Source organism: Xanthomonas vasicola pv. musacearum NCPPB 4379, from assembly GCF_000277895.2.
GTDB lineage: Bacteria > Pseudomonadota > Gammaproteobacteria > Xanthomonadales > Xanthomonadaceae > Xanthomonas > Xanthomonas vasicola.
The window spans coordinates 4,262,944-4,284,150 of the sequence record NZ_CP034655.1 but is presented as its reverse complement, the minus strand read 5'-3'; the positions used below and the strand labels follow the sequence as shown (position 1 = coordinate 4,284,150).

The window sequence follows — 21,207 nt, the reverse complement described above, 5'->3', positions numbered from 1 at the left end:
GGGTGGCAGTGGTGTGCAATGTCGTTCCTTGGCAATCAGGCGTGCTGCGCGGCTAGCTTAGGGCCTGTCGGGCTGATTGCGGTAGGGCCGGATGGCACCTTGCGATGCGCGGCTGCGGATGCACTGTTGCCGAGTGGCCACATTGCGCGTGTTGATGAGAGGCTGCGGTGCGTGCGTCTGCGCAGTGACGCACAAGACGACTGGCACATAGCGCGTGCAGCATCTCACGCTGCAGACCAGGTTCGGAGCCGCATGCGCGAAGACATCGCACAGATGGGCGCCGAACAACGCTGCGACTCAGGGAGCTAGGGCCTGTTAACACATCCGAAGCCCATCAACGGTGAGCACAAAGCTGAGGAATCCAAGGAACATGACGTCCAGCTTCTCAAAGCGCGTGAAAATCCGGCGGTAGCCCTTCAAGCGACGGAACAGCCTCTCCACTTCGTTGCGCCGCTTGTACATGTGTTGGTCGTGCTCCCAAGGATGGACCCGATTGGACTTGGGTGGGACGACCGGCACGAAACCAAGATCGAGCGCCAGCTGGCGGGTTTCATTGCCTTCGTAAGCGCGATCCATTAGCAGATGAATCGGCCGCTTCACTTGCCCCAAATGTTCAAGCAATGCCCGGCCTGCTGGTGCGTCATGTGCGTTGCCAGGCGTCAATCCGAACGTGATGGCTGTTCGAGCATCTGCGGCAACCATATGAATCTTGGTGTTCCATCCGCCGCGGGATTTGCCAATCGCCTGTGGGCCGTTTTTTTTAATGCGCCAGTGCCATCCGGATGCACCTTGATGCTGGTGGAGTCCAGCGAGACCGCTTCGATTTTGATGCGCACGATCTGGCAGGTCTGCAATTGGGCGAACATCCGATCCAGCACACCGGACTTAGCCCAACGGTTCATGCGTGTGTACACCGTATGCCAGTTGCCAAAGCGCTTGGGCAGACCGCGCCATTTGCAGCCGTGCTCTGCGACGTAAAGGATGGCGTTGACCACCTGCAGATTGGTCATGCTGACATTGCCGCGCTGCGCAGGTAAGCAATGTTCGATGAGGGCAAATTGTGCTGGCGTGATCTCCATGTCCAATAGTTTAATCGCCCGAGCCATTAGTGTTAACAGGCCCTAACAAAACGTAGCGAGCAGTGATCAGATGGATGTGCGCCGCGCAAGAACCGCAGCGGACACGCTTAGTGAATGCCGATTCCGGGCAGCGGACACGCCCGCCTGACAGCTTCGCAGTCGTCTGTTAGCTACTCTCAGGCGATCGTATCCACAGATCCAACCGCCCCGAGCGCATCACGCGCCGCCGGCAATGCCAGTGCTGTCCAACGTGCATACATCGCGCCGGAGGGATGCACGCCGTCGTCCACCAACATGTCTACGGAATCACCGCCATCGCGGCTGGTGGCGGTGATGTCAACAAAGCGCACGCCATGCGCGCTGCAGCGATCCGCGGCGATTGCGTTGAAGGCATCGATCTGCGCGCCGATCAGCGCGGCATCGCGGCCTCGCGCACGCGCAAACGGGGTCAGCCCCCAATCCGGAATCGACAGCACGAACACGCGTGCGGCATGGCCCCCTGCAAATGCAATTGCACGCAGCAACAGCGCATCGAATTGCTGGCAGTACTCATCCAGCGAGCGCCCGCGATATTGGTTGTTGGCGCCGATCAACAGGCTCACCAGCGCGAACGGGGCTTGGGGTGCGGCAGTGTCGATACCGGCCTGCAATTCGTCGGTGGTCCAGCCGGCGGTGGCGATGATCTGCGGCGGCGCCACGTTCCAACCGTAAGCGCGTAAGCCGTCGACCAGTTGCAATGGCCAACGCTGGGCAGGCGCAACGCCTTCGCCGATGGTGTACGAATCGCCGAGCGCAAGGTAGCGCAGCGGCGTGCCAAGCGCAGCCATCAGGCCACGCTGCGTGGCTTGAGTGGAACCACCTTGGTGACGGCCTCGGCGCGGCGCGCCAAGGCACGGTCGATGCGCGCAAACACATCGCGCATCACACTGGCTTCCGGCATCAAGGTCACGCGGAAATGATGGCGATACGGCACGTTGAAACTGGAGCCAGGGACCACCAGCACGCCTTCTTCATTCATCAAATCAAGTGCGAACTCGTGATCGTCGAAGTTGCGCGCCGCCGCACCCACCACTGCCGGGAATGCGTACAGCGCACCGGCCGGCACCACCAGCGACAAATGCTCGCTGGCCGCGCAGGCGTCAATCACTGCGCGGCGGGTTTCATACAGGCGCCCGCCAGGCGCGCATAGCGCCGAGATGGTGTCCGGCCCGTTCACCGCCGCATCAATGGCGTACTGGCCCGGGACGTTGGCGCACAGGCGCAGCGCGCCGAGCAGGTCCATCGCGTTGCGCAGGTCGTTGATGCGCGCCTGGTCGCCCGACAGCAGCGCCCAGCCCACGCGCCAACCGCAGGCGCGGTGCACCTTGCTCAGCCCGCTGAAGGTGATGCACGGGTGCGCGCCGGCCAGCGGCGCGACTGGCACGAACGCCGCGCCGTCGTACAGCACCTGGTCGTAGATCTCATCGACCATCAGCAGCAGGTTGTGCTTGGTGGCAATCGCCACGATGCGCTCCAGCAGCTCGCGCGAATAACTGGCGCCGCTGGGGTTGTTCGGATTGATCAGCACGATGGCGCGGGTGCGCGAGGACACCAACGTCTCGATCTCCACCGGGTCCGGCTGGAAGCCGTTTTCCGGGGCGCAGCGGTAATACACCGGGCGGCCGTCATTGAGAATGGTCGCGGCCGACCACAGCGGATAGTCGGGCGAGGGCACCAGCACTTCGTCGCCGGGGTTGAGTAGCGCACGCAGCGACAGATCGATCAGCTCGCTGACACCGTTACCGATGAAGATGCGGTCCGGATGCGCGTCGGGATGCTGGCGCCGCGCATACGCCTTGGCGACCGCTTCGCGCGCCTCCGGCAGGCCTTGCTGATGGGTGTACGGGTCGGTGCGACCCATGTCGTCGGCAATCGCGCGCTGCAGATGCTCCGGCGCACGGAACCCAAACGCACCCGGGTTGCCGATATTGAGCTTGATCAGCTTGCGGCCCTGCGCCTCCAACTCCCGCGCTCGCCGCGCCAGTTCGCCCCGGATTTCGTAGCGGACTTCGGACAGACGCTCGCGGATGGCGAGCGGCTTTTGCGGGGCAGTGGACATGCGACGGGCCGGTTGTAGGCGTGAGACTTGGCATGGTATCGGAAATATGACAAGCGGACATGCTTGCATCGGTAACGATGTCAAGTGGCGCGTGAGCCGCCCGGCAGACCCGACTGCACGAGCCGTTGCGGCCGGCCAGCTAGAATCGCCCCATGAGCGACACATCCCCCGATTACCCCACCCTCCAATCCATCGGCTGGCCCTGGCCTGGGCCGCCTGAAGAGGCTGCCTGGCAGACCGTGTTTGCCGCGCATCCGCTGGCGTTGCCGGCGCGGGTGGTGGAGCAGCACCGCACCGGCTATGTGGTGGCCGATACGCCGGAGGCCAGCCTGAAGGCCGAGTCGTTGCCGGAATGGCAGCGGCCGCGTTTCCCCAGCCATGAGCGGGCGGCGGTGGGCGATTGGGTGTTGATGGAGGGCAAGCGCATCGTGGCGTTGCTGCCGCGGCGTACCTCGATCAAACGCGGGGCGGCCGGCGAGCATTATCACCAGCAGGTGATCGCGGCCAATATCGATACGGTGTTCATCGTGTGCGGGCTGGATGCGGACTTCAATCCGCGCCGTATCGAGCGCTATCTGTTGCTGGTCGGTGGTGGCGGTGCGCAGCCGGTGGTGGTGCTGACCAAGGCTGATCAGACCGAATACGCCGAAGACGCGTTGGCGGTGCTGGGGGAACTGGAGGCGCAAAACATTCCGTTGCGCGCGGTCAATGCCAAGGATCCGGAGAGCGTGGCCGCATTGCGGCCGTGGCTGGGCGATGGTCGCACGGCGGTGCTGGTGGGCTCGTCCGGTGCGGGCAAATCGACCTTGACCAATACCTTGCTCGGCACACAGAAGATGAAGACCAATGCGGTGCGCGCAAACGATTCGCGCGGCCGCCACACCACTACGCATCGCGCGTTGATTCCGTTGCCGTCCGGCGCGTGCCTGATCGATACACCCGGCATGCGCGAGCTCAAGCCAACCGGCGAAGAAGATCTGGCCGAAGGCGGTTTTTCGGACGTGGAAGCCTTGGCGGCGCAGTGCCGCTTCAATGATTGCGCGCATATCGCCGAGCCGGGCTGCGCGGTGCAGGCGGCAATCGAGGCGGACACGCTGGACCCGGAGCGCGTTGCCAATTACATGAAGCTGCGGGTGGAAGTGGCTAGCGCTGCCGAAAAGCTCGCCACCCGCGTTGCGCAGAACAATCGCGGCAGCGGATCGGGCAAGCGGCCGGCCAGCGGCGATCGCCCCGGACGGCGCTGATGCCATCGCGCAAGGGGCCGCCGGACATCGTCCATCACGCGGCGCTGGATGCGCGCCTGGTCAAGGCCGTACGCGGTGTGCGCCTGCTGGCTCTGGCCAGTTGGCCGTGCTCGCTGCAGGAACCTTTTTTGCACAGCGTGGCGCGCGGGCAGCCGGAATTGCCGCAGGTCGACTACCCAGCACTGGATTTCGGCGACACCCGGCGCGAGCTGGCCGCCATTGCCAAGGACGCCGACCCGCATCATCCCATCGGCGCGTATCTGATCGATTCGGCGCACAGCTGGAGCCTTGCGGCCGGCTTGCTGGAATCGTTGGGCACCCGCGCGGTCAGCGATTACTCGGCGCAGTTGTTCGGCGTGCCCGACGACCCCATGCCCGGCAATGGCCCGACCACGCGCGAAGCGGCGCGGCATTTCATCCAGATTGCGCAGGAACTGGATCGCGAGCTGATGGCGCCGGAAGAGCAGGTGCCGGTGTCGGCGACGGAATTGGGCATGCAGTTGCAGAACGATCTGGATGCGTTTTTCGAAGGGCGCGTGATCACCGTCGTGCTCGATCCGGATTTGCTCGCCAAGGCAGCTGCCGGCGCGCACCGGATCCGCTTGCGTACCGGTGCGACATTCAGCGATTACTACCGGGCGCAGCTGTTCCATCACGAAGCGCTGGTGCATTCGCTCACTGCACTCAACGGGCGCGCGCAGGTGCGTCTGCCCAGCTTAGGGATTTCCTCGCCGCGCACTACCGCGACGCAGGAAGGCTTGGCCACGTTTGCCGAGCAAATCACCGGCAGTATCGATATCGAACGCATGAAGCGTATTAGTCTTCGCATCGAAGCGATTGCGATGGCACGCTCGGGTGCGGATTTCATCGAGGTATTTCGCTATTTCACCGCAGGTGGGCAGAGCGCTGCAGAAAGTTTTTCGTCGGCGCAGCGCGTGTTCCGCGGCGTGCCGACCACCGGCGGCGGAGCATTCACCAAGGACGCGGTGTATCTGCGCGGCCTGGTGGCGGTGCACACTTTCTTCCGCCACTCATTGCAGCGTGACCAGCTGCAGCTCTGCCGTTATCTGTTCGCCGGCAAGATGGCGCTTGGCGATGTGGCGCGCTTTGCGCCGTTGTTCGACAGCGGCGTGCTGGTCCCCCCACGCTGGTTGCCGCCGTGGGTGAGCCGCGTCAGCGGGCTGGCTGGCATGCTGGCGTTCTCGTTGTTCGCCAACCGCATCCGCATTGATCAGCTGCAGCCGCCGGCAATGAATGTGTAAGGCAGGCCGCGGCCCGCAGCTGTACCGAATTGCGACGCACGCTACATTTGTGAACAAATTCACTGCACGCCGCGCGCCCTTACACGAGGCTGCAACGAGCTGGACTGCACACTCGCTGCCTTGCCCAATCGGGCCATGACACGAGGCAATGCGATGAAGGTTTTGATGGTGCTGACTTCCCACGACCAGCTCGGCGACACCGGCAAGAAGACCGGATTCTGGCTGGAAGAATTCGCCGCGCCGTATTACGTGTTCAAGGATGCGTGCGCTGACATCACCCTGGTCTCGCCCAAGGGTGGCCAGCCGCCGCTGGACCCGAAGAGCGACGAGCCCGACGCACAGACCGACGCGACCAAGCGCTTCAAGCAGGATTCTGAGGCGCAGAAGGCGCTGGCAAGCACGCAGCGCCTGGCCGACGTCAAGGCCGGCGATTTCGATGTGCTGTTCTACCCGGGCGGCCACGGCCCCCTGTGGGATCTGGCCGAAGATGCGGATTCCATCGCGCTGATCGAAGCATTCGCCAAGGCCAACAAGCCGCACGGCCTGGTTTGCCATGCACCGGGCGCGCTGCGTCGGGTCAAGGGCAGCGACGGCAAGGCGCTGGTCAACGGCCGCCGCGTCACTGGTTTCACCAACAGCGAAGAAGAGGGTGTGGGTCTGACCAAGATCGTGCCCTTCCTAGTCGAAGACGTGCTGACCGAACTCGGCGGCAAGTACGAAAAGGGCGCGGATTGGGGCGTGCATGTGATCACCGACGGCACCCTGGTCACCGGCCAGAATCCGGCGTCGTCGGAGAAGACCGCAGAAACCTTGCTCGAATTGGCGAAGCGCTGATTTTGCAGGCTTACTGATCCTACGAAAGCGCTTCTCCCGGTAGGGAGCCAAGCCCGGCACGCGCGCCACTACTGGCGCGCGTGCCGTGGTGCATCGCGGGGTTTGGGGTGCGGGTACGATTTGCCCGAAACGCTGCAAATTACTGCGCAGCCCATCACCGTGCGCACGCCTTAGGCCCCGCGCTGCAACCAACGCACGCCGTAAGCCGGCATCACAAGCGATACGCTATCACTCGATGCGGCGGACTCCACATCATCGTTAATCGCCAACAGCTTCCAGCCATCACCGATCGTCGCAAGCTCCACTTCAAGCCGTTGATCGCTGAAGTTATGCACTGCGATAAAGCTGTCGCCTCGCGTCAACACGAACAAGCGCGGATCGCTCAACGCGATGCTGCCCAGTGCCTGATCTGCTGCTAATGCGCCTAACTTGGCACGCTGCTGGATCAGTCCACGCAAACGGTGGTAGACCGTGCCGCTCAGGCTCTCTGCAGCGTGCCGTTGCGCAGCAAGCTGCCAATCCATCGCCGGCCGATGCAACCAACGGCCTTCGTGCTGGCGATGCGGATCGTCGCGATAGCCGGTGTCATTGAGCATCGCCAATTCGTCGCCCATGTAGATCAGCGGCACACCTGGCATGGCAAATGCAATGGCATACAGCAGCACCAGCCGATTCACCGCAATCGCCAGCGCTGCAGCATCGCCTGATTCCCGCGCGGCCTGGATACCGGACAGTGCGGCAGCCATGCCGTTGGTGCCATGCACACCGTCGCCGCTGCTCTGGAAACTCTCGCCGCGCGCGTAACTGCCCGGCACGTCGTTGGCATAAAAACGTGCCACATCGCGTAGCGAAAACGGCGTTTGCGACGCACTGCCCGAAGCTTCGTGCTGCAGCACATTCCAGCCGATATCGTCGTGGCAACGCACATAGCTCAGCCACGCACAACCACGCGGCAACGGCGGGCTGTGGGCAATGACGTTGTGCAGGATATCGCCGCGTTGCAATGCCAGTGCCGACCAGCCCGCCGCCATCAAGGTGCTGTGGTACGCCAGATGGCATTCGTGGCCCTGGTCTGCGCCGCTGCCGAAGTACGGCGGCAGTTGCGTCATCGGCACGATGGCTTCGGCCTTCATCACCACTGATGGCGTGACGATATCGGTGACCGCGCGCAACGCCACCAGCAAGGTGTGCGCCTCGGGCTGGTTCATGCAATCAGTGCCGGTGCGCTTCCATAGATACGCGGTGGAATCCAGGCGAAATGCTTCCACGCCCAGATTGGCCAGCCGCAACATCGCCAGCGCCATCTCGCCAAATACAGCGGGGTTGCTCCAGTTCAAATCCCATTGATACGGATAGAACGTGGTCCACATCCACTGTGCGGTGTCGTCCACCCAGGTGAAGTTGCCGGGCGCAGTGTGCGGAAACACCTGCCGTAAGGTGCTTTCGTACTGGTCGGGCAGTGTGCGGTCGGCAAAGTGCTGGTAGTAATCCAGATAGCGTGCATCGCCGGCGCGCGCGGCCAGTGCCCAGGCATGATCGTCGGCGGTGTGGTTGAGGACGAAGTCCGCGCACAGGCTGATGTCAGCCTCGCGCAGGCGGGTGGTGAGTGCGACCAGATCGTCGTTGGTGCCCAGACTGGGTTCCACTTGGCCGTAATCGCTGACCGCAAAACCGCCGTCGTTGTCACCGGCACGTGCGCGCAGGAATGGCAGCAGATGCAGATAACGCACGCCCAGTTCCTGCAGGTACGGCACGCGCTCGGCCACGCCTTGCAGCGTGCCGGCAAAGCGGTCTGCGTAAGCGCTGTAGCCAAGCATGTGCTGCGCACCGAACCAGCCGGCCTGCCGTGTGCTGTCGAGCGTGTGCAGCGCGTGCGGGCGTTGCCGGGCAATGTTGCCCAGTGCGCCCAGCCACTGCGTCAACCACGTCGCATAGTCGGCACGCTGGCCGTACAGCGTCTGCAAGGCATCCAGCAGACGCGGTGCGTGCTGGTCGTAGCGCGACATCACAATGGCGGCGCGTTGCGGATCCAGCGGCGCGGCAAAGGCCGCGCGTAGTTCAGTGGAATCGATGGGGGGGGTGCTCATTAGAAGCCGCCGGGCAGGACCTGGCGCGGGGTCCTTAAAAGTCGTAACGCAGGCTGATGCTGGTGGTGCGGCCGGCAATCGAACGCGCGCGGATGATGCCATTGGCCGGAATGGTTGCTTCTTCTGCTTCGGTCAGGCCAAAGGTGTTGAACAGGTTGTTGACGTTGAGGGCTACGGTGAGCGCATCGGTCACGCGGTAGTCGCCGAACAGGTTCACCTGCGTGTAGCCGGGCATCTTCAGCTGATTGGAATCCTGCGTGTAGGCATCGGTAGTGCCGATCAGGTTGACGCCAAATTGGTAGTGATCGCCGCGGTAGCTGGGTGTGAGCTGCCACACCACATCGGCCTGCCGACGCGGCACATTGCCGGTGTTTTCCGGGGTGATCTGGTCGCGGGAGATTTCTGCATCGGTCCAGGTCAGGCCGCCGTTGACGGTGAAACCTTCGTAGCGATAGCTGGCTTCCAGCTCCACGCCGTGCGCTTCGTAGCTGCGGTTGAAGAAACGCTGGCTGGTGATTTCGAAGTTTTGTTCCTGGGTGCGTGCAGAGAACGCGGTGGCAAACAGGCTCAGCCCGTCGCGGCGCCACTTCAGGCCGGCTTCGGCCTGGCGCACCACGTTGACGCCTTCCTCGGCAGACACCGAGCCGTCGTCGCGGACCACGCCGAACAGCAACCGGTCTGCGTTGGCGCGTGCACCGCGGCTGATGCGTGCAAAGGCGCCCAGGTCATCGGTGATCAAGTAGTTGCCGCCCAACGAGTACGACAAATAGTTCCAGTCATAGTTCACCGGGCGCGAGTTAGCGGTGTCGACGGTGGCCACGCGCTGTTCCACCGGTTGGATCACACCATCGCCGTTGACGTCCAGATTCTGCGCGATGGCGGTGCCGTTATAGCTGCCGCGCGCATCGCCCATGTCGTAACGCAGGCTGCCATCGACGCTGAACTTACCGCTGTCGAAGGTGAGCGCAACATAGGGCGCGTTGACGTCGTAACGCACGTCGTAGCTGCGGGTGACGCAGCAGTCGCCCCAGAACGGGGTGCCGTAGGCGTACAGGCCGCCACGCGACAGCGAAGTGCCGTTGGCATCGACGACATTGAGCAAGCGCGACTCGCGGCCCAGGCTCTGCACGTACGAATCCCAGGTCCAGTCCATATCGATGGTTTGGCGCGATGTGTAATAGCCCATGCGCAGATTCAACGTGCGGCCATCGCCACCGAATTCGCGCGAGACGCTCAGGTCGTTGACCACGTTGCCCAGGTCATTGATCGCCACGTTGAACAAGTGTGTGCGCACGGCCAATCCGGAGTAGGCCTGACCAACCTGCGGGCCGGTGGCCTGGATCAGCTGCGCACCGCTGCCGCCAATGGCGGCTGCCAACGTTGCAGCGTCGCTGGCTTCGACCGGGAAGGGGCTGACGAAGCGGCCACTGTTGTCGGCGATGCGGAATTTCTCGCTCAGGTTCCAGCCGTTGCCAAGGTCGAACCAGGCTTCGGCGCCCAGCGTGCGCGAGATGGGATGCATGCCATCGCTGAGGTTGGTGCTGCGTGGCCCGTTGTTGCCGTCCAGGCCGATGTCACTGCGGAAATTCGGGCTGTACAAGGTGTCGCGGCCGGGATCGAAGCCGGGCAGGCGGCCCAGGTCGGGCGAGCCGTCGCTGCCGCGCACCGAGGTTGGCGCCGGCAGGTAGGCGGCGGCGCGATCGTTGAGGTATTTGCCGTATAGGCGCACGTAGCCGTTTTCGAACAGGCGGGTGAGGTTGGCCTTGAGCTGGCCGCCTTGGTCGGTGCCGTAGCCGGCGTCGCGAATGCCGTCGCCCTGGCGAAAGAAGCCGCCGATATTGAACTGCCACTGCTCGGCGAACGGGGCGCCGTAATCGAAATCGATGCGGGTGTTGTCGTAGTCCAGGCCGCGGCTGACGCCGACGCTGCCGCCTGCGGTGTCGCCGGTCTTGCTGATGAAGTTGATGATGCCGCCGGGCGCATTGCTGGTGAAGGTAGACGCTGAGCCGCCGCGGATGGCTTCGATGCGGTCCAGGGTGAAATCCGAACGCAGGAAGATGTCGGAGTTGCCGAAGGCGATATCGCCGAACTCCATCACTGGCAGGCCGTCTTCCTGCAACTGCAGGAACTTGGCGCCACCGGAGGCCACCGGCAAGCCGCGCACGGCAATGTTTGCATTGCCTTCGCCACCGCTGGATTCGGAGCGAATGCCGGGAATATTGCGGAAGATTTCTGCGGTACTGCGCGGCGCCGATTGTTCGATCGCCTCGGCGCCGACGGTGCTGACCGAGACGCTGGATTTCAGTTTGGTCGTGGCGGTGGAGGTGCCGGTGACGAACACCGAATCCAGGTTGACCGCGGCGCTGTCGGCAGCCGGCGGCGTGGCCGGCGCAGCGGCGGCGGTGTCCTGGGCCAGCGCGGCAGGCGCACACAGGCAGGAAACGACCGCACAGGCCAGGGCATGCAGGCGCAGGGTGTGCAAGGTGGACATTGCGATTCTCTCTCTCACGGATGGTGGTGTACCGACGCCTGCATCGTCCCCTCCCGGGGAGGGGACGTATGGCCTGCAGTGGGAGCGCAGTAATACGCGGCAATACAATCGATTGCAATCTTGCATTGCAGCATGCACGTCGCGCGAATGGGCCAGCGACGAGAGGAGTACTGCGGTGTGCTGCGGTGCAGCGTTACAATCGATTGCAATGACGGCAGGGTACAGTGCGATGCGGCCACTGGGAGCCGCATCGATGCCCAGGGCTCTGCATGTCGTCGACCGTTCCTCCGCTTTCTTTCGTGCGCATCCTGGCGCTGAACGCCGGATTTTTCGGCGTGCAGTACAGCTTCGGGCTGCAGCAGAGCAACATGAGCCCGATCTACAACTACCTGGGCGCCGATCACGCCAACCTGCCGTACCTGTGGCTGGCCGGGCCCATTACCGGCTTGGTGCTGCAGCCGTTCGTGGGGGTCTGGAGCGACCGCTCGGTGACGCGTTGGGGCCGGCGCATGCCGTACATGGTGCTGGGCGCGCTGGTATGCAGCCTGTGCCTGCTGGCGATGCCGTTCAGTACCGCGCTGTGGATGGCGGTGTGCCTGCTGTGGGTGCTGGATGCGGCCAACAACGTGGCCATGGAGCCTTACCGTGCGCTGGTGAGCGATGTGCTGGCACCGCCGCAGCGGCCGCTGGGCTATCTCACGCAAAGCGCGTTCACCGGCCTGGCGCAGACGCTGGCCTACCTCACACCGCCATTGCTGGTGTGGATGGGCATGAACCAGGATGCCGCCAACGCGCATCATATTCCTTACGTCACCATCGCCGCGTTCGTGATCGGCGCGGGTTTTTCTGCAGCGTCGATTCTGCTCACTGCGCGCAGTGTGCGCGAGCCGGTGATCCTGCCCGCCGAGATCGCACGCATGCGTCACAGCGGTGCCGGTCTGGGCGCCGTGGTGCGCGAGATCGGTCGTGCGCTGCGCGACATGCCGCCGACCATGCGCCAGTTGGCACCTGTGATGCTGTTCCAGTGGTACGGGATCTTTTCCTACTGGCAGTACATCGTGCTGTCGCTGTCGACCACGTTGTTCGGCACCACCGATGCCACTTCGCATGGTTTCCGCAAGGCCGGTCTGGTCAACGGGCAGATCGGCGGTTTCTACAATTTCGTCGCGTTCTTGGCGGCATTTGCGATGGTGCCGGTGGTGCGTCGCTTCGGCCCCAAATACACGCATGCGGCGTGTCTGGTCGCCGCCGGCATCGGCATGTGGCTGCTGCCGGGCATCGAGAACCGCTGGCTGATGTTGCTGCCGATGATCGGCATTGGCTTGGCCTGGGCCAGCATGATGGGCAACCCCTACCTGATGCTGGCCGACAGCATCCCGCCCGAGCGCACTGGCGTGTACATGGGCTTGTTCAACTTGTTCATCGTGCTGCCGATGTTGATCCAGATCGTCACCTTGCCGATGTATTACGACCTCCTGCTGCACGGCGACCCGCGCAACGTGATCCGCCTGGCTGGCGCACTGATGCTGGCAGCGGCAGTGGCGATGCTGTGCGTGCGCTTGCGTAGGCCGAAGGCAGTGGTGGCTTAGAGCGGCTAACAAAACTACTGCGCAGCCGCCAGGCGGGCGCGGCCGGTGCTCGGAATCCTCATGTACCACTCGTACACTCCGGTTCCTGTGCGCCGTCCGCACCCACCTGACGACTTCTCGCTACGTTTTGTTAGCTGCTCTTAGTCACCACGCCTACGTTGCTGCAAACCAGGGTGCCGTCGAGTACTTCAGCGACAACGCTTAGCTGCGAGCGGTTGCGCTCAGCTCGCCATCACGCACGATTCTCAATTCCCAATTCCAGCCTCACGCCGACTCGCGCACCACCAGCTTCACCGGCATCTCCACCGATTGCACTGGCTCGCCGGCAATCAGTGCGAGCAGGCGGTCCACCAAGAGTCGCGCGGCCAGTCCTAGATCTTGCTGCACGGTGGTCAATGGCGGCTGGCTGTGCGCAGCCAGCGGGATATCGTCGAAGCCCACCAGCGAGATGTCCTGCGGTACGCGGTGTCCGGCCTCGACCAGGGCGCGGATCGCGCCCACTGCGATCACGTCCGAGGCAGCGAACAAGCCATCGGGCGGGTCGGCCTTCTTGAGCATCGCGCGGGTGAGGCGGTAAGCATCTTCGCTGACGAAATGGCTGCGTGCATGCAGTCGCGTGTCGAATGCCAGCCCGTGCCGTTCCAGCGCGTGACGATAGCCGGCAAACCGCGGCGCCACTTCCGGCAATTGGTCATCACCCAGGAAGGCAATGCGCTGGCGGCTGCTGGCGATGAGATGTTCGGTGGCGAGCACGCCGCCCTGAAAATTGTCACTGCCCACGCTGATGTATGACTGCCCATCGATCCGGCTGCCCCATACCGCCATCGGCAGGCCATCGCGTGCGGCTGCATCCAGCGCGGCATGTTCGGAACTTTGCCCCAGCACGATGACGCCATCGGAGCGGCTGCCGCGCGCAAGTTGTTCTACCCAGCCGTCCTGATGCCGGTCCAGTTTGGAGAGCAGCATGCTGTAGCCACGACCGGTGAGTTCTTCGGCCAGCAATGCCAGCATAGTCATCAAGAACGGGTCCGAAAGCGGCTGATCCAGCGCATGCATCATCGGGACCGCCACGCTTACCGTGTTGGAGCGTTTGGCGCGCAGGCTGCGTGCCACTGGGTCGACCTGGTAGCCGGCATCGGCGGCAATCTGCTTGATGTAGGCACGCGTGCGTTCTGCCACGACCGGGCTGCCGGCCAGTGCACGCGACACGGTGGATTCGGAAACACCGGCCATGCGCGCGATATCGGCCATCTGCGGACGGGCAGTGAGCGTGGTGCGTTCTGAAGGTTTGGCCATGGCAGCGCGCTGCGGAAAAGCCAGAGTGTAATCAGTTCGCACTAGAGGCGGGTTGTTCGCGCGGTGGCGGCCGCTTGTGCGCAGATGCGCTAAGCCATCGCGCAGCTGCGGGGGGGTATGTGGCGTGATGCTTGCCGCCGTGCGACGGTCGCGCCGGCTGCGCAAGCCCGGCGCTTTGATGCTGGCGTGACGTGGCATGCATAGCCCATGACGTCTCATGTCAGAAAGTGCGCAGCCGTGCTGGTACTTCAGCCCATGTAGAGCCCGCCATTGACCGCGTAATCGGCACCGGTGACATAGGCAGCCTCATCAGAAGCAAGCCACGCACATAAGCCGGCAACTTCGATGGGCTTACCGAGCCGGCGCACCGGCACCGAGGTGGCCAGGCGATCGAGCACATCCGGTGGAAAGCTGCTGATCGAGGCGCTGGCGATATAGCCCGGCGAGATGGTGTTGACGGTGACCCCGCGCGAGGCGACCTCTTGCGCCAACGCGCGACTGAAGCCGTGCATCGCCGCCTTGGCAGTGGCGAAATTGATCTGCCCGACCTGGCCCTTGTGCGCGCTGACCGAGCCGATGTTGACGATGCGCCCCCAGCCACGCGACGTCATGCCATCGACCACCTGCTTGGTGATGTTGAACAAGGAATGCAGGTTGCTGGCGATCACCGCATTCCAGTCGTCGCGTGTCATCTGCCGAAACAAGGTGTCGCGGCTGCCGCCGGCGTTGTTCACCAGCACATCGATCTCGCCCACTTCGGCCTTGACCTTGGCGAACGCGGCCACGGTGGACTCCCAATCGGCAGCATTGCCTTCGGAGGCCACGAAATCGAAGCCCAGTTCGCGCTGCTCGCGCAACCATGCCGCCTTGCGCGGCGAATTGGGCCCGCAACCGGCAACCACGGTATGCCCGCTGCGCGCCAGCTTCTGGCAAATCGCGGTACCGACACTGCCCATGCCACTGGTGACGTATGCGATGCGGAGAGTCATTGGGTGGAACTCCTTTGGAGTTGGGATTTGGGATTGGGGGTGGGGGGGCGCAAAGCGGTCATTAGCGTTCGCTTTTGCGAATCACCAATCCCGAATGCAGAATCCCGTCGCGCGGCTAGCGCGCCAAAGGGAAGAGACCAAACAACAGCCCGCCGCCCAGCATCACCAGCGAAATCAGCACCGCCCACTTCAGCGTGAAGCGTTGGTGGTCGGCGAAATCGACCTTGGCCATACCGACCAGCAGATAGGTCGATGGCACCAAGGGGCTGAGCAAGTGCACCGGCTGGCCGGCGAGCGAGGCGCGGGCCATTTCCACCGGCGTAATGCCGTAATGGCCGGCGGCTTCGGACAGGATCGGCAGAACGCCAAAATAGAACGCGTCGTTGGACATGAAAAACGTAAATGGCATGCTGACAATCGCCGTGATCACTGCCAGATACGGGCCCCAGCTGTCGGGAATGACGGCCAGAAAACTGCGCGACATCGCGTCGACCATGCCGGTGTTGGACAAGATGCCGGTGAAGATGCCTGCAGCGAAAATCAGCGACACCACCGAAAGCACATTGCCGGCGTGGTTGACCAGGCGGCGGCGCTGCTCGGCCAGATTCGGGTAGTTGATCATCAGTGCCAGCGCGAAGCCGATCATGAACAACACTGGCATCGGCAGCACGCCCACTACCAGTGCGCCCATCAAGGCCAGCGTCAGCAGCAGGTTCACCCACAGCAGCTTGGGCCGCTTCATGTCCTCGGTGTCTTCCACGCGCGGCAAGGCGTCGTTGTCTTCGGGGATGCTGGTCTCCAGCCAGTTGCCGTCGACCGGCAGGCGCACCACGCCGAGGCGGCGCCGTTCGCGCATACCCAGGTACCACGCCAGCGCCAGGATGCCGGCGATCGCCAGTAGCATGGCCGGCACCAGCGGCACGAACACGTCGGCCGGATCCACATGCAATGCGGTGGCCGCACGCGCGGTGGGGCCGCCCCACGGGGTCAGGTTCATGACGCCGCTGGCCAGGATGGTGACGCAGGTGAGGTTGAGCGCGTTCATGCCCAGGCGCTGGTACAGCGGCAACATCGCAGAGACGGTGATCATGTAGGTGGTGGAGCCGTCGCCGTCGAGCGAGATCAGCATCGCCAGGACCGCGGTGCCCATCACGATCTTCAGCGGGTCGCCCTTGACCAGGCGCAGGATGCGGCCGACCAACGGATCGAACAGCCCGGCATCGATCATCACCCCGAAATAGAGGATGGCGAACATCAGCATCACGCCGGTGGGCGCGATCTTCTTGATGCCTTCGAGCATCATCTCGTTGATGCCGGTGCCGAAGCCGCCCAGCAACGCGAACACGATCGGCACCGTGATCAGAGCCACCAGCGGCGACAGCCGCTTGCTCATGATCAGGTACATGAAAGTGATCACCATTCCGAAACCGAGCGCGGTCAGCATGCGGGCAAATCCTTTGAGACGTACAGCAGGGGGAGGGTGGAGCTCATCGCTACGCAAGGTGTGCAGCGGTGACGAGGCAGGTATGCGGTTGCGATAGCTGCTGCATGCGTGCGATGTCGCTGAAGCGGTGCGCTACGCCGGTGAATGGCGAAGAGGCGGTGTGTCGCACCATGCGCACAACCGATGTGCGTGCATCAATCTCGCTAGCGGCAGGTGCAGCGCAGCTGCGCATCAGAAGTCGTATTGAAAGCGGCCGGTCACCGCCTGCGTGTGATCGACCACTGCGTCGGAGATGCGGTTGCGATTGTGGCTGTCGATCAGGTTGAGCATCACGCGCAGGTTCGGCTTGAAATACCAGTTGCCGCCCAGCGTCCACGATTGCGTGCTGGCATTGATGAAGTCCGTTTGCCCATCCAGATGCTGGTCGCCGCGCATGTAGTCGTAGCGCAATGCCAGCTCGAACGCACCGGAGGGGCGGTTGGGCGTGGCGATGCGGCTGAAGCGGCCGGTCTTGCGGTCGTAACCACGCGATTCGCCGGTGACGAACCAGCTGACCAACCCGTAGCTGGCCAGCACCTTGGCGTGCTGCGCGCCATCGTCGAGCAGGCCGCCACTGAATTCACTCTGCCACGACCATGGGCCGAGCACTTCGGCATATTCCAGCGACCATTTGTCGAAATCGGTGTCGCGGCCATCGGCAAAGCGCGCCAGGGTGATGCGGCTATTGTTGGCTAGATCGTTTTCCGGACGCGGGCGGATCAGCAGCGATGCCGCGCCACCACTGCCGGGATGCGAATAGCGCTCATGCGCCAACGAGATGCCTAGGTGACGCAAGCGCGCCTCGCCCATTTCGGGGGCGTAGGTCAGACGCGTACCGAGCGCACCGCCCTTGGTCGACGAATTGTCGATGCTTTCCAGGCTGTAGGCAGACGTGGACCAGGTCGCATCCGGGCGATTGGTCTGCCACGAAATGGCCTTGCGGTAGATCGGCGCCAGCGTGGTCGAGGCGTAGCCGCGTTCCAGAAACGGCCCGTAGTTGGAGCCAGTGCGATCGTCCAGCGAGAAGTACTGTTTGAACTGGCCAACAGTCAGCGTGCCGGCCGAAAATTTCTTGGCGATATACACATCGCGCGCCAGGATGCCGCGGCTACCGGCTTCGTACTGCAGGCCGGCGAAATCTGCCTCGGCCTTGTAATTGAACCCGTAGAACTTGCCGGACACATCCAGCCATACGCGGCGGAACTGGGTGTCGTTGGGCTCGCGCGCGCCGCGGTCGTCGTTGCCGAACACGGTGAAGTCCCAATGCACACGCCCGCCTATTTCGGCAGTGATCGGGCCGGCTTCATCGGCTGCATAGGCCGTTGGTGCCAGGCAGATCGCCGCGCAGGCGCCGAAGGCACGCAGACGCAAAATGTCGTTGCTCACAGACCCTCCCAGGTACATGTGTGAATCACGTTAGCGATGCACCGCACAACCGCCGCGGCGCGTTGGCAGCAGCCTATTCCCGGGAAGCTGTCATGGACCTGTCAGTACGCGGGAATCGCAACAGCGGGATCGCAACAGCGGAATTGCCGAGGCGGAGAAGCTTTTGTTCGTGAGGCCTGTTACCTTCCGGCCGCGGCCCACCGCCGTTCCGATTCCCCATTCCCCATTCACGATTCCCATCCCAATGCGCCTTCTGCTAGTCGAAGACAATGCCGATCTCGCCGATGCCATCGTGCGACGCATGCGCCGTAGCGGGCATGCGGTGGATTGGCAGGCCGATGGGTTGGCGGCGGCCAGTGTGTTGCGGTATCAGAGTTTCGATCTGGTAGTGTTGGATATCGGCCTGCCCAAGCTCGATGGGTTGCGGGTGCTGGCTGGCATGCGCGAGCGGGGCGACACCACGCCGGTGTTGATGCTGACCGCGCGCGATGGCATCGAAGACCGCGTGCAAGCGCTGGATGTCGGTGCGGACGACTACCTGGGCAAGCCGTTCGACTTTCGCGAGTTCGAGGCGCGTTGCCGCGTGTTGCTGCGGCGCAATCGCGGCCAGGCCAGCGAGGTGGTGCAGATTGGCGGCTTCGTGTTCGACAACGCCGCGCACACGTTGACGCTTGACGGCGTGCCGATCGAGCTACCCAATCGCGAATATCGCCTGTTCGAAATTCTGATCGGCCGGCTCGGGCAGGTGGTTGGCAAGGACGAGATCGGCAACGGCTTGTTCGGCTTTGACGACGATGCCGGCCCCAATGCGATCGAGTTGTATGTCGGCCGTCTGCGACGCAAGTTGGCCGCAGCGCCGTTGCGTATCGTCACCGTGCGCGGCGCCGGCTACAAACTCGAAGAAGCCGACCCGCATGCGCCGGTGGAGCCAGGCATCGATGGCTGAGTCGCTGACGGTGGCACCGTCGATCCGGCGCACCTTGCTGCTGTATCTGGGCAGCCTGTCGCTGCTGGGCGCGGTGGTGCTGTTCTTTGCCGCGCGCCATTACGGTGAACGCGCGGCCAATCGCTCCTACGATCATCTGCTGGTGTCCTCGGCCTTGTCGATCATCGACAGCGTGGCGTTGGTCGGCGGCGATTGGCAGGTGGACTTGCCATACGCCTCGCTGGATCTGCTCGGCATGGCGCCGGAAGACCGCGTGTTCTATCGCGTGTTCGATGCGCAGGGCCGCACCATTACCGGCGAAGACACGCTGCCGCTGCCGCCGCGCTCGCCCCGCGACGAGCGACCGCTATTGTTTGATGCGCAATACAGTGGCGAGCCGGTGCGCTTTGCGGTGGTGATGCATCGGGTGGCGTCGGCATCGGAGCAGGGCGAGGTGCGCGTGCAGGTTGGCCAGACCCGTCGCGCACGCGATGACGTCGCGCGCGACGTGGTGCTCAACGCCCTGGTCGCGATCGGCGTGCTGTCGCTGTTGGCGCTAGGGCTGGTGTGGCTGGGGGTCTACCGCGCGTTGCGGCCATTGCAGCGCATCGAACACGATCTGTCGCGGCGCGAACCCTCCGACCTCAAACCACTCAACGTCCCAGCACCGCAGGAGATGCAGTTGATGGTGGCTGCGCTCAACCGTTTCATGGCAAGGTTATCGTCCAGCAATGAAACCCTGCGCGCGTTCATGGCCGAGGCCGCGCACCAGATGCGTACACCGCTGGCGGCCTTGCGTGCGCAGGCGCAGCTGGCGATGGACGATGACGACCCGTGCGAGATGCAACGCAGCCTGGTGGCGATCGAGCGTAACGCCAACCACATGAGCCGGCTGCTCAACCAGTTGCTCAGCGACGCCAGCGTGATCCATCGCTCCAATCTTCAGCGCTTTGCCACCGTGGACCTGGCCGAAGTGTTGCACCAGGCCTTGTACGAAGCGCTGCCGCGCAACGAGGGCGCACCGCGCGTGCAACTGGCGATCGACCCGCAGCCGGCGCTGCTGCGTGGCGATGCCTTGCTGCTGCGCGAGGCGCTGAAAAACCTGATCGACAATGCCTGCAAATACGGCGGCGGTGCACCGCTGCAAGTGGCGCTCACCAGCGACGGCAACCATCATGTGCTGACTATTGCCGACCACGGCCCCGGCATTCCGGCTGCCGAAGCCGAGCGTGTGTTCGAGCGTTTCGTGCGTGGCCCGGATGCGCCTGCCGGCGGCGCGGGGCTGGGGCTGGCTATCGTCAAGCGCGTGGTGGAAGCGCATGGCGGGCGTATCGATCTGGCCAACCGCATCGGCGGCGGCTTGATCGCCTCGCTGCATTTTCCCGGAGGAACTGCGTGATGCGGCTGATGTGGATGCTGGTAGTGCTGCTGATCCATGGCAGCGCTTGCGCGGAGCCCGGCGAGGTGCGCCGCTTTCCTGCGCAGGGCCCCGTGCAAGTGCAGTTGCGCGTGCAGGGCTCCACCGATCTGGAAGTGTTCGGCGCCGTCATCCAGGACTACCAACGGCTGAATCCGGGCACCGAGGTGATCTACGAAGACGTGATTGCCTGGGATATCTACGATCACTACGTGCACCCTGCCCGGAATGCGGTCAAGGCAGACATGCTGATCAGCGCCAGCATGGATCTGCAGACCAAGCTGGTGAACGATGGCCACGCGCTGGCGCATCGGTCCGCACAGACCGAAGCATTGCCGGCGTGGGCGCAATGGCGGCATGAAGTGTTCGGCATCAGTTACGAGCCGGTGGCCATCGTCTACAACACGCGCAAGCTGGATGCCGCCGCGCACGCGCCGACAATTGCTGGCGTTGCTGCGTGCCCCCGATGCGCCGCTGCGCGGCAAGGTGGGCACCTATGATGTCGAACGCAGCGGCGTGGGGTATCTGTTCGCCACGCAGGATGGGCAGGTGGGCAGCATCGCCGGTGCGTTGCTGGCTGCGCTGGGCGCCAACCGGGTGGCGTTGGAAGAGCGCACCGGCACCTTGCTCGACCGCGTCAGCCGTGGCGAATTGTTGCTGGCCTACAACGTGCTCGGCTCCTACGCGCAGGCGCGCATTGATGCCGGCGCACCGCTGGGCATTGTGCAGCCGCAGGACTACACGCTGGTGGCGCTACGCACCGCGGTGATCCCCAAGACCGCGCCGCACGCGCTGGAAGCACGCAGATTTCTCGACTATCTGCTCTCACCGAGTGGCCAGCAGGTGCTGTCGCGCGAGGCGCGGCTGATGCCGATCCTGCCGGCCGCCGGTGGCCGCGGTGGTTCGGCGCAGCCACCGTTCCGCCCGATCCCGCTCGGCCCCGGTTTGCTGGTGTATCTGGACAAACTCAAACGCCGCCAGTTTCTGGATGCCTGGCGTGCAAGCACGCAGCCGCCGCACTAGGGCA

15 protein-coding genes, 1 other RNA gene and 1 pseudogene are annotated in these 21,207 nt (G+C 63.8%); 8 read left to right on the top strand and 9 right to left on the bottom strand.

What is annotated here, in order from left to right:
- Positions 1-315 precede the first annotated feature (315 nt).
- The 3 genes from KWO_RS19670 to KWO_RS19660 all read right to left on the bottom strand — a co-directional run bounded on the left by KWO_RS19670 (position 316) and on the right by KWO_RS19660 (position 3,177).
- Positions 316-1,079, bottom strand: a protein-coding gene (locus KWO_RS19670) for an IS5 family transposase (RefSeq protein ID WP_106888033.1) whose coding sequence is annotated in 2 segments (ribosomal slippage) — positions 316-764 and positions 764-1,079 — 765 coding nt in all. Because the reading frame shifts where the segments join, the coding sequence is not laid out codon by codon here.
- A 176-nt stretch (positions 1,080-1,255) separates the two neighbouring features.
- A complete protein-coding gene (locus KWO_RS19665) occupies positions 1,256-1,906 on the bottom strand; it encodes an SGNH/GDSL hydrolase family protein (RefSeq protein WP_010376670.1) in 651 nt (216 codons plus the stop codon).
- Positions 1,906-3,177, bottom strand: a complete 1,272-nt coding sequence (locus tag KWO_RS19660) for a pyridoxal phosphate-dependent aminotransferase (protein ID WP_010376671.1) — start codon at positions 3,175-3,177, stop codon at positions 1,906-1,908. Before KWO_RS19660 ends, KWO_RS19665 begins: the two co-directional genes overlap by 1 nt.
- A 152-nt stretch (positions 3,178-3,329) precedes the next feature.
- Here KWO_RS19660 and rsgA point away from each other — a divergent pair, with 152 nt between their 5' ends.
- The 3 genes from rsgA to KWO_RS19645 all read left to right on the top strand — a co-directional run bounded on the left by rsgA (position 3,330) and on the right by KWO_RS19645 (position 6,517).
- Positions 3,330-4,421, top strand: coding sequence for a ribosome small subunit-dependent GTPase A (rsgA, locus tag KWO_RS19655; RefSeq protein ID WP_010365516.1), 1,092 nt, complete (start codon positions 3,330-3,332; stop codon positions 4,419-4,421).
- Positions 4,421-5,683, top strand: a complete 1,263-nt coding sequence (locus tag KWO_RS19650) for a flavohemoglobin expression-modulating QEGLA motif protein (RefSeq protein WP_010376672.1) — start codon at positions 4,421-4,423, stop codon at positions 5,681-5,683. Before rsgA ends, KWO_RS19650 begins: the two co-directional genes overlap by 1 nt.
- 153 nt (positions 5,684-5,836) lie before the next feature.
- The gene (locus KWO_RS19645; protein ID WP_010376673.1) at positions 5,837-6,517 is read left to right on the top strand and encodes a type 1 glutamine amidotransferase domain-containing protein; all 681 of its coding nucleotides are present in this window, start codon (positions 5,837-5,839) and stop codon (positions 6,515-6,517) included.
- Between the two features lie 170 nt (positions 6,518-6,687).
- Here the strand turns inward: KWO_RS19645 and KWO_RS19640 are convergent, their stop codons facing one another.
- Positions 6,688-8,604 (bottom strand): alpha-amylase family protein, encoded by a 1,917-nt coding sequence (locus KWO_RS19640; protein ID WP_010376678.1) that lies wholly within the window; start codon positions 8,602-8,604, stop codon positions 6,688-6,690.
- A 34-nt stretch (positions 8,605-8,638) separates the two neighbouring features.
- Complete coding sequence (locus KWO_RS19635) at positions 8,639-11,095, bottom strand: TonB-dependent receptor domain-containing protein (RefSeq protein WP_010365509.1); 2,457 nt, start codon at positions 11,093-11,095, stop codon at positions 8,639-8,641.
- A 269-nt stretch (positions 11,096-11,364) separates the two neighbouring features.
- Here KWO_RS19635 and KWO_RS19630 point away from each other — a divergent pair, with 269 nt between their 5' ends.
- Both KWO_RS19630 and KWO_RS19625 read left to right on the top strand, forming a co-directional pair.
- Positions 11,365-12,684 carry an MFS transporter gene (locus KWO_RS19630; protein ID WP_017112951.1) on the top strand — a complete coding sequence of 440 codons (1,320 nt, stop codon included), beginning with the start codon at positions 11,365-11,367 and terminating at the stop codon, positions 12,682-12,684.
- A 60-nt stretch (positions 12,685-12,744) separates the two neighbouring features.
- A non-coding RNA gene (locus tag KWO_RS19625) (sX9 sRNA) lies at positions 12,745-12,820 on the top strand.
- A gap of 128 nt (positions 12,821-12,948) precedes the next feature.
- Here the strand turns inward: KWO_RS19625 and KWO_RS19620 are convergent.
- The 4 genes from KWO_RS19620 to KWO_RS19595 all read right to left on the bottom strand — a co-directional run bounded on the left by KWO_RS19620 (position 12,949) and on the right by KWO_RS19595 (position 17,838).
- Positions 12,949-13,980: a LacI family DNA-binding transcriptional regulator gene (locus KWO_RS19620; protein WP_010365505.1), complete on the bottom strand. Its 1,032-nt coding sequence runs from the start codon at positions 13,978-13,980 to the stop codon at positions 12,949-12,951.
- Positions 13,981-14,228: 248 nt separating this feature from the next.
- Positions 14,229-14,969, bottom strand: a complete 741-nt coding sequence (gene phbB, locus KWO_RS19615; RefSeq protein ID WP_010365504.1) for an acetoacetyl-CoA reductase — start codon at positions 14,967-14,969, stop codon at positions 14,229-14,231.
- Between the two features lie 115 nt (positions 14,970-15,084).
- Complete coding sequence (locus tag KWO_RS19610; protein WP_017112953.1) at positions 15,085-16,413, bottom strand: CitMHS family transporter; 1,329 nt, start codon at positions 16,411-16,413, stop codon at positions 15,085-15,087.
- 231 nt (positions 16,414-16,644) lie between these two features.
- Positions 16,645-17,838 (bottom strand): OprO/OprP family phosphate-selective porin, encoded by a 1,194-nt coding sequence (locus KWO_RS19595; protein ID WP_010376692.1) that lies wholly within the window; start codon positions 17,836-17,838, stop codon positions 16,645-16,647.
- A 244-nt stretch (positions 17,839-18,082) separates the two neighbouring features.
- On the opposite strand from KWO_RS19595, the gene KWO_RS19590 reads away from it, so the two are divergent.
- From KWO_RS19590 to KWO_RS19580, 3 genes and pseudogenes are all read left to right on the top strand, one after another.
- A complete protein-coding gene (locus KWO_RS19590; protein ID WP_010365500.1) occupies positions 18,083-18,784 on the top strand; it encodes a response regulator transcription factor in 702 nt (233 codons plus the stop codon).
- Positions 18,777-20,162: a sensor histidine kinase gene (locus KWO_RS19585; protein WP_010365499.1), complete on the top strand. Its 1,386-nt coding sequence runs from the start codon at positions 18,777-18,779 to the stop codon at positions 20,160-20,162. Before KWO_RS19590 ends, KWO_RS19585 begins: the two co-directional genes overlap by 8 nt.
- Positions 20,162-21,203: pseudogene (locus tag KWO_RS19580) on the top strand (ABC transporter substrate-binding protein). Before KWO_RS19585 ends, KWO_RS19580 begins: the two are co-directional and overlap by 1 nt.
- The last annotated feature ends 4 nt before the right edge of the window (positions 21,204-21,207 follow it).

Excerpts from the sequence above, each read along its gene's own strand:
- KWO_RS19665 (WP_010376670.1), bottom strand. The coding sequence starts at position 1,906 with ATGGCTGCGCTTGGCACGCCGCTGCGCTACCTTGCGCTCGGCGATTCG.
- KWO_RS19660 (WP_010376671.1), bottom strand. The coding sequence starts at position 3,177 with ATGTCCACTGCCCCGCAAAAGCCGCTCGCCATCCGCGAGCGTCTGTCC.
- rsgA (WP_010365516.1), top strand. The coding sequence starts at position 3,330 with ATGAGCGACACATCCCCCGATTACCCCACCCTCCAATCCATCGGCTGG.
- KWO_RS19650 (WP_010376672.1), top strand. The coding sequence starts at position 4,421 with ATGCCATCGCGCAAGGGGCCGCCGGACATCGTCCATCACGCGGCGCTG.
- KWO_RS19645 (WP_010376673.1), top strand. The coding sequence starts at position 5,837 with ATGAAGGTTTTGATGGTGCTGACTTCCCACGACCAGCTCGGCGACACC.
- KWO_RS19640 (WP_010376678.1), bottom strand. The coding sequence starts at position 8,604 with ATGAGCACCCCCCCCATCGATTCCACTGAACTACGCGCGGCCTTTGCC.
- KWO_RS19635 (WP_010365509.1), bottom strand. The coding sequence starts at position 11,095 with ATGTCCACCTTGCACACCCTGCGCCTGCATGCCCTGGCCTGTGCGGTC.
- KWO_RS19630 (WP_017112951.1), top strand. The coding sequence starts at position 11,365 with ATGTCGTCGACCGTTCCTCCGCTTTCTTTCGTGCGCATCCTGGCGCTG.
- KWO_RS19620 (WP_010365505.1), bottom strand. The coding sequence starts at position 13,980 with ATGGCCAAACCTTCAGAACGCACCACGCTCACTGCCCGTCCGCAGATG.
- phbB (WP_010365504.1), bottom strand. The coding sequence starts at position 14,969 with ATGACTCTCCGCATCGCATACGTCACCAGTGGCATGGGCAGTGTCGGT.
- KWO_RS19610 (WP_017112953.1), bottom strand. The coding sequence starts at position 16,413 with ATGCTGACCGCGCTCGGTTTCGGAATGGTGATCACTTTCATGTACCTG.
- KWO_RS19590 (WP_010365500.1), top strand. The coding sequence starts at position 18,083 with ATGCGCCTTCTGCTAGTCGAAGACAATGCCGATCTCGCCGATGCCATC.
- KWO_RS19585 (WP_010365499.1), top strand. The coding sequence starts at position 18,777 with ATGGCTGAGTCGCTGACGGTGGCACCGTCGATCCGGCGCACCTTGCTG.